2 protein-coding genes are annotated in these 5489 nt (G+C 75.1%); both read left to right on the top strand.

From position 1 onward, the window contains the following. The coding region (locus M878_RS52555) for a type I polyketide synthase (protein ID WP_023544495.1) at positions 1 to 1387 on the top strand (1387 nt) is incomplete at its 5' end. A 113-nt stretch (positions 1388 to 1500) separates the two neighbouring features. After that, on the top strand, positions 1501 to 5489 hold a 3989-nt coding region (locus M878_RS46745), incomplete at its 3' end, for a type I polyketide synthase (RefSeq protein ID WP_023544494.1).

Below are 5489 nucleotides of genomic sequence, written 5' to 3'. Positions count from 1 at the left end.
CGCCCTCCTCGACTCCGGGGAGCCCGAGGTGTGGTGGCGGGACGGCCGGGCGCATGCTCCCCGCCTGGTGCGCGCCGACGACGTTGCGGGCGAGTGCCGGCCGTGGGGCACCGTCCTCGTCACCGGCGGCACCGGCGGACTCGGCGCCCTGGTCGCCCGCCACCTGGCCGAACGGCACGGCGTCACCCGCCTGGTGCTGACGAGTCGACGCGGACCCGAGGCGCCGGGCGCCGCACAACTGCGCTCGGAACTGGCGGAGTTGGGAGCAGCAGTTGAGATCGTCGGCTGCGACGTCTCCGACCGTGCCGCGCTCGCCGCGCTGCTCACCGCGCACCCCGTCGACAGCGTCGTACACACGGCCGGTGTCCTGGACGACGGCCTGGTCGCCTCGCTGACCCCGGAGCGGCTGGACACCGTACTGCGGCCCAAGGCGGACGCCGCCTGGCATCTGCACGAACTGACCCGGGAGCGGGAGCTGTCCCACTTCGTGCTGTTCTCCTCGGCCGCCGGCACCATCGACGCCTCCGGCCAGGGCAACTACGCCGCCGCGAACGTCTTCCTCGACGCGCTGGCCGCCCATCGCGCCGCCCTCGGCCTGCCCGCCACCTCCCTCGCCTGGGGCCTGTGGTCCGGCGGCGGTATGGGCGCCGCCCTCGACGCCGCCGAGGGCCAGCGCATCGAACGCTCCGGTATCGGCGCGCTCGACCCGGCCGAGGGGCTGGAGCTGTTCGACGCCGCCGTGGCCGCCGGCAGCCCTGCCCTGGTCCCCGTACGGCTGGACACCGCGGCTCTGCGCAGGCGCGTCGACGACGTACCGGCCGTGCTGCGCACCCTCGCCGGCGTCGCCGTCCACGCGGACCGCGCCGAACGGGCCCGCACCCTGGGCCAGCGGCTGGCCGAACTGCCCGCCGCCGACCACGAGCACACCGTGCTGGAAGCGGTCCGCACCGAGGTCGCCGCCATCCTCGGCCACGCCGGACCCGCCGCCGTGGAGCCGCGCCGCGCCTTCACCGCGCTGGGCTTCGACTCACTCGCCGCCGTCGAACTGCGCAACCGGCTGAACGCGGTCAGCGGACTGCGGCTGCCCTCCACTCTGATCTTCGACTACGCCACCCCGGCGGCGCTCGCCGGGCACCTCCTGGAACGGCTCCTGCCGGACACCGAGGAGCCCGAGCCCGCTGCGGCGGAGCACGGCGACGACGAGCTGCGCACCCTGATCTCGCGCATCCCGGTCGACCGCATCCGGGAGGCCGGACTGCTCGACAGCCTGCTGAAGCTGACCGAGCAGGCTCCGGCGCCCGAACCCGCCCCCCGGGCCCTGGACATCAAGTCCATGGCGGTGGCCGACCTGGTACGCGCCGCGCTCGACCGCGGCGGCAGCCGGTGACCTCGCCCCAGGTGCCGGACGACGCGCCGCGTCCGGCACCGGGCCACCCCACGTCCGGCGCACCCTCCACCGCGTCACCAGCGCCGCCGAGCCAGCAGGGAGCGACACCGACCGTGGACACATCCGTCGAGCAGATCGTCGAGGCGCTGCGCGAGTCATTGCTCGAGAACGAGCGGCTGCGCCAGCAGAACGACCTGATCACCGAGGCGGCGCAGGAGCCCGTCGCGATCGTCGCGATGAGCTGCCGCTACCCCGGTGGCGTCAGTACGCCCGAGCAGCTGTGGCAGCTGGTCGACGCCGGCACCGACGCCGTGGGCGACTTCCCCGCCGACCGCGGCTGGGACGTCGACGGCATCTACGACCCCGACCCCGACGCCCCAGGCAAGACCCACGTGCGCGAGGGCGGATTCCTCTACGACGCCCCGCAGTTCGACGCCGGCTTCTTCGGCATCAGCCCGCGCGAGGCCCTCGCCATGGACCCGCAGCAGAGGCTGCTGCTGGAGACCGCCTGGGAGGCCTTCGAACGCGCCGGCATCGACCCGCACACCCTCAAGGGCAGCCGCACCGGCATCTACGCGGGCGTCATGTACCACGACTACGGCAGCTGGCTCACCGACGTGCCCGAAGGCGTCGAGGGCTACCTCGGCAACGGCAACCTGGGCAGCGTCGCCTCCGGACGCGTGTCGTACATCCTCGGCCTGGAAGGGCCCGCCGTCACCGTCGACACCGCCTGCTCCTCCTCGCTCGTCGCCCTCCACCTCGCGGTGCAGGCGCTGCGCACCGGCGAGTGCGGCCTGGCCCTCGCGGGCGGCGTGACCGTGATGTCCACGCCCGACACCTTCATCGACTTCTCCCGCCAGCGCGGCCTCGCCGAGGACGGCCGCTGCAAGTCCTTCGCGGAGGGCGCGGACGGCACCGGCTGGGGCGAGGGCGCCGGACTGATCCTGCTGGAACGGCTCAGCGACGCCCGGCGCAACGGCCACCCCGTGCTGGCCGTGGTGCGCGGCACCGCCGTCAACCAGGACGGCGCCTCCAATGGGCTCACCGCCCCCAACGGCCCCTCCCAGCAGCGCGTCATCCGCGCCGCCCTCGCCAACGCCCGACTGGAACCCCGCCAGGTGCACGCCGTCGAGGCGCACGGCACCGGCACCCCGCTGGGCGACCCGATCGAGGCCCAGGCCCTGCTGGCCACCTACGGCCAGGACCGGCCTGACGGCGAGCCGCTGTGGCTCGGCTCGGTCAAGTCCAACATCGGGCACACCCAGGCCGCCGCCGGTGTCGCGGGCGTCATCAAGATGGTGATGGCGATACGGCACGGCCGGCTGCCCAAGACCTTGCACGCCGAACGGCCCACCTCCCAGGTCGACTGGGAGGCCGGTGCCGTAGAACTGCTCGGCGAGGCACGCGACTGGCGCACAGGGGACGGCGAGCCCCGCCGCGCCGCCGTGTCGTCCTTCGGCATCAGCGGCACCAACGCCCACGTCATCGTGGAGGCCGCCCTCGCGCCCGAGGCCCGTGCCGAGGAGCCCTCCTGGACCGGACCGCTCCCGCTGGTGCTGTCCGGCAAGGGCGAGCAGGGCCTCGCCGCCCAGGCCCGTCTCCTCCTCAGCCACCTCACCACTGGCACCGACCCCGTCCCCGACGTCGCCCACACCCTCGCCTCCGGGCGCGCCGCACTGGACGAGCGGGCCGTCGTCACCGGCGCCGACCTGCCCGCCCTCACCGCGGGCCTGACCGCACTCGCCGAGGGTGACGCCGCACCGAACGTGGTGCGCGGCAGGCCGGCGGGGGAGTCCCGGATCGTCTTCGTCTTCCCCGGCCAGGGCTCCCAGTGGGCCGGCATGGCCGCCGAACTCCTCGACGCCTCGCCGGTGTTCGCCGCCACCATGGCCGACTGCGCCGCGGCCCTCGCGTCCGTCACCGACTGGGACCTCATCGAGACCGTACGGGCGCGGCAGTCGCTGGAGCGGGTGGACGTCGTCCAGCCCGTGCTGTGGGCGATCATGGTGTCGCTCGCCGAGGTGTGGCGCGCGCACGGGGTACGGCCCGCCGCGGTCGTCGGCCACTCCCAGGGCGAGATCGCCGCCGCCTGCGTGGCCGGCGCGCTCTCCCTCGCCGACGGCGCCCGCGTCGTGGCCCTGCGCAGCCAGGCCATCGCCCGGGAACTCTCCGGCCGCGGCGGCATGATGTCGGTGGCCCTGCCCGAGGCCCGGGTGCGCGAGCTCGTCGCCCGCTACGACGGCCGGGTCTCGGTCGCCGCCGTCAACGGCGCCGCCTCCGTGGTGCTGTCCGGCGACGCCGACGCCCTGGACGAACTCCGCGAGACGATCGTGGCCGGCGGGGACCGCGCCAAGCGGCTCCCCGTGGACTACGCCTCGCACTCCGCGCACGTCGAGTCGATCCGGGAGCAGCTGCTCGCCGACCTGGCGGGTGTGCGGGCCCGGCCCGGCGAGGTGCCGTTCTACTCCACTGTCAGCGGCGCCAGGATCGACACCACCGGCCTGGACGCCGGCTACTGGTACACCAACCTGCGCCAGAGCGTGCTGTTCGAGCCCACCACGCGCACCCTGCTCGACGCCGGGTACGGGGTGTTCGTGGAGTGCAGCCCGCACCCGGTGCTGCTGCACAGCATCGCCGAGACCGCCGATGCCGCGGGCGCCGACATCACCGGCATCGGCTCGCTGCAGCGCGACAACGGCGGCCCCGAGCGCGTCCTGGCCGCCCTGGGGGAAGCCTTCGTCGCCGGCGTCCCGGTCGACTGGTCGGCCGTGTTCACCGGCACGCCGGTCCGCTCCGCCGACCTGCCCACCTACGCCTTCCAGCGCGAACGCTACTGGCTCGGCCGCTCCGCCGGCACCGGTGACGTCACCGCCGCCGGACTGCAGACCACCGGTCACCCGCTGCTGGGCGCCGCCGTCCCGGTCGCCGAGGGCGGCACCCTGTTCACCGGCCGCCTCTCCACCGCCACCGCCCCCTGGCTGGCCGACCACGCCGTCTCCGGCAGCACCCTGCTGCCCGGCACCGCCCTGGTGGAGCTGGCGCTCGGCGCCGGCCACGACCTCGGCTGCGGGCACCTCGCCGAACTCACCCTCCAGGCACCGCTGGTGCTGTCCGACCGAGGTGCGGTCCAGTTGCAGCTGCACGTGGCCGCCGCCGACGACACCGGACACCGCGCGCTGACCGTCCACTCCCGCCCCGAAGGCGCCGACGTCACCCCCTGGACGCGGCACGCCACCGGCCTGCTCGCCCCGCAGACGGCCGAGGCCGCCTTCGAGCTCACCGCCTGGCCGCCGCAGGGTGCCGCACCCGTACCGGTCGAGGACGCCTACGACCGGCTGGCCGGCCTCGGCTACGACTACGGGCCCGCCTTCCAGGGCCTGCGCGCGGCCTGGCGGCGCGGCGAGGAGACCTTCGCCGAGGTCGAACTGCCCGTGGAGGCCGAGTCCTTCGCCCTGCACCCCGCCCTGTTCGACGCCGCCCTGCACGCCGACGGCCTCGGAACCGACGGCACCGACGGCACCGACGGCCAGGACACCGCCCGGCTGCCCTTCGCCTGGACCGGGGTCTCGCTGTACGCGGCCGGAGCCACCGCGCTGCGGGTCCGGCTGCACGGCGGCGAGACACTCTCCCTCCAGCTCGCCGACCCGACCGGCGCCCCGGTCGCCGAGGTCGAGGCCCTGGTCTCCCGGCCCGTCGACCCGGCCGCACTCACGCCTACGGCCCACACGGACGACCTGTACCGCCTGGACTGGCCGGCGCTGCCCGTGCCCGAGGCGCTCGCACCCCAGTACGCCGTCCTGGACGAACGGGACCTGGACACGGTGCCCGCATGGGTGGTGCTCCCGGTCGGCGGCGGTGACCCGGTCACCGGCTCCCGCCGGGCGACCGGGCGGGTGCTGGCCGCCGTACAGGACTGGCTCGCCGACGAACGCACGGCGACGGCACGGCTGTTGGTACTCACCCGGGGTGCCGTGGCGGTGGGCGACGAGGACGTCACCGACCTGGCGGGTGCCGCCGTGTGGGGCCTGGTCCGCGCCGCGCAGTGCGAGCATCCCGGGCGGTTCGTGCTCGTGGACTCCAACGACAGTGACGGCGACGCGGG

The sequence above is a fragment of the Streptomyces roseochromogenus subsp. oscitans DS 12.976 genome (assembly GCF_000497445.1).
Taxonomy (GTDB): Bacteria; Actinomycetota; Actinomycetes; order Streptomycetales; family Streptomycetaceae; genus Streptomyces; species Streptomyces oscitans.
Note: the sequence above shows the minus strand (reverse complement) of the source record. Positions and strands in the feature narration are given on the sequence as shown.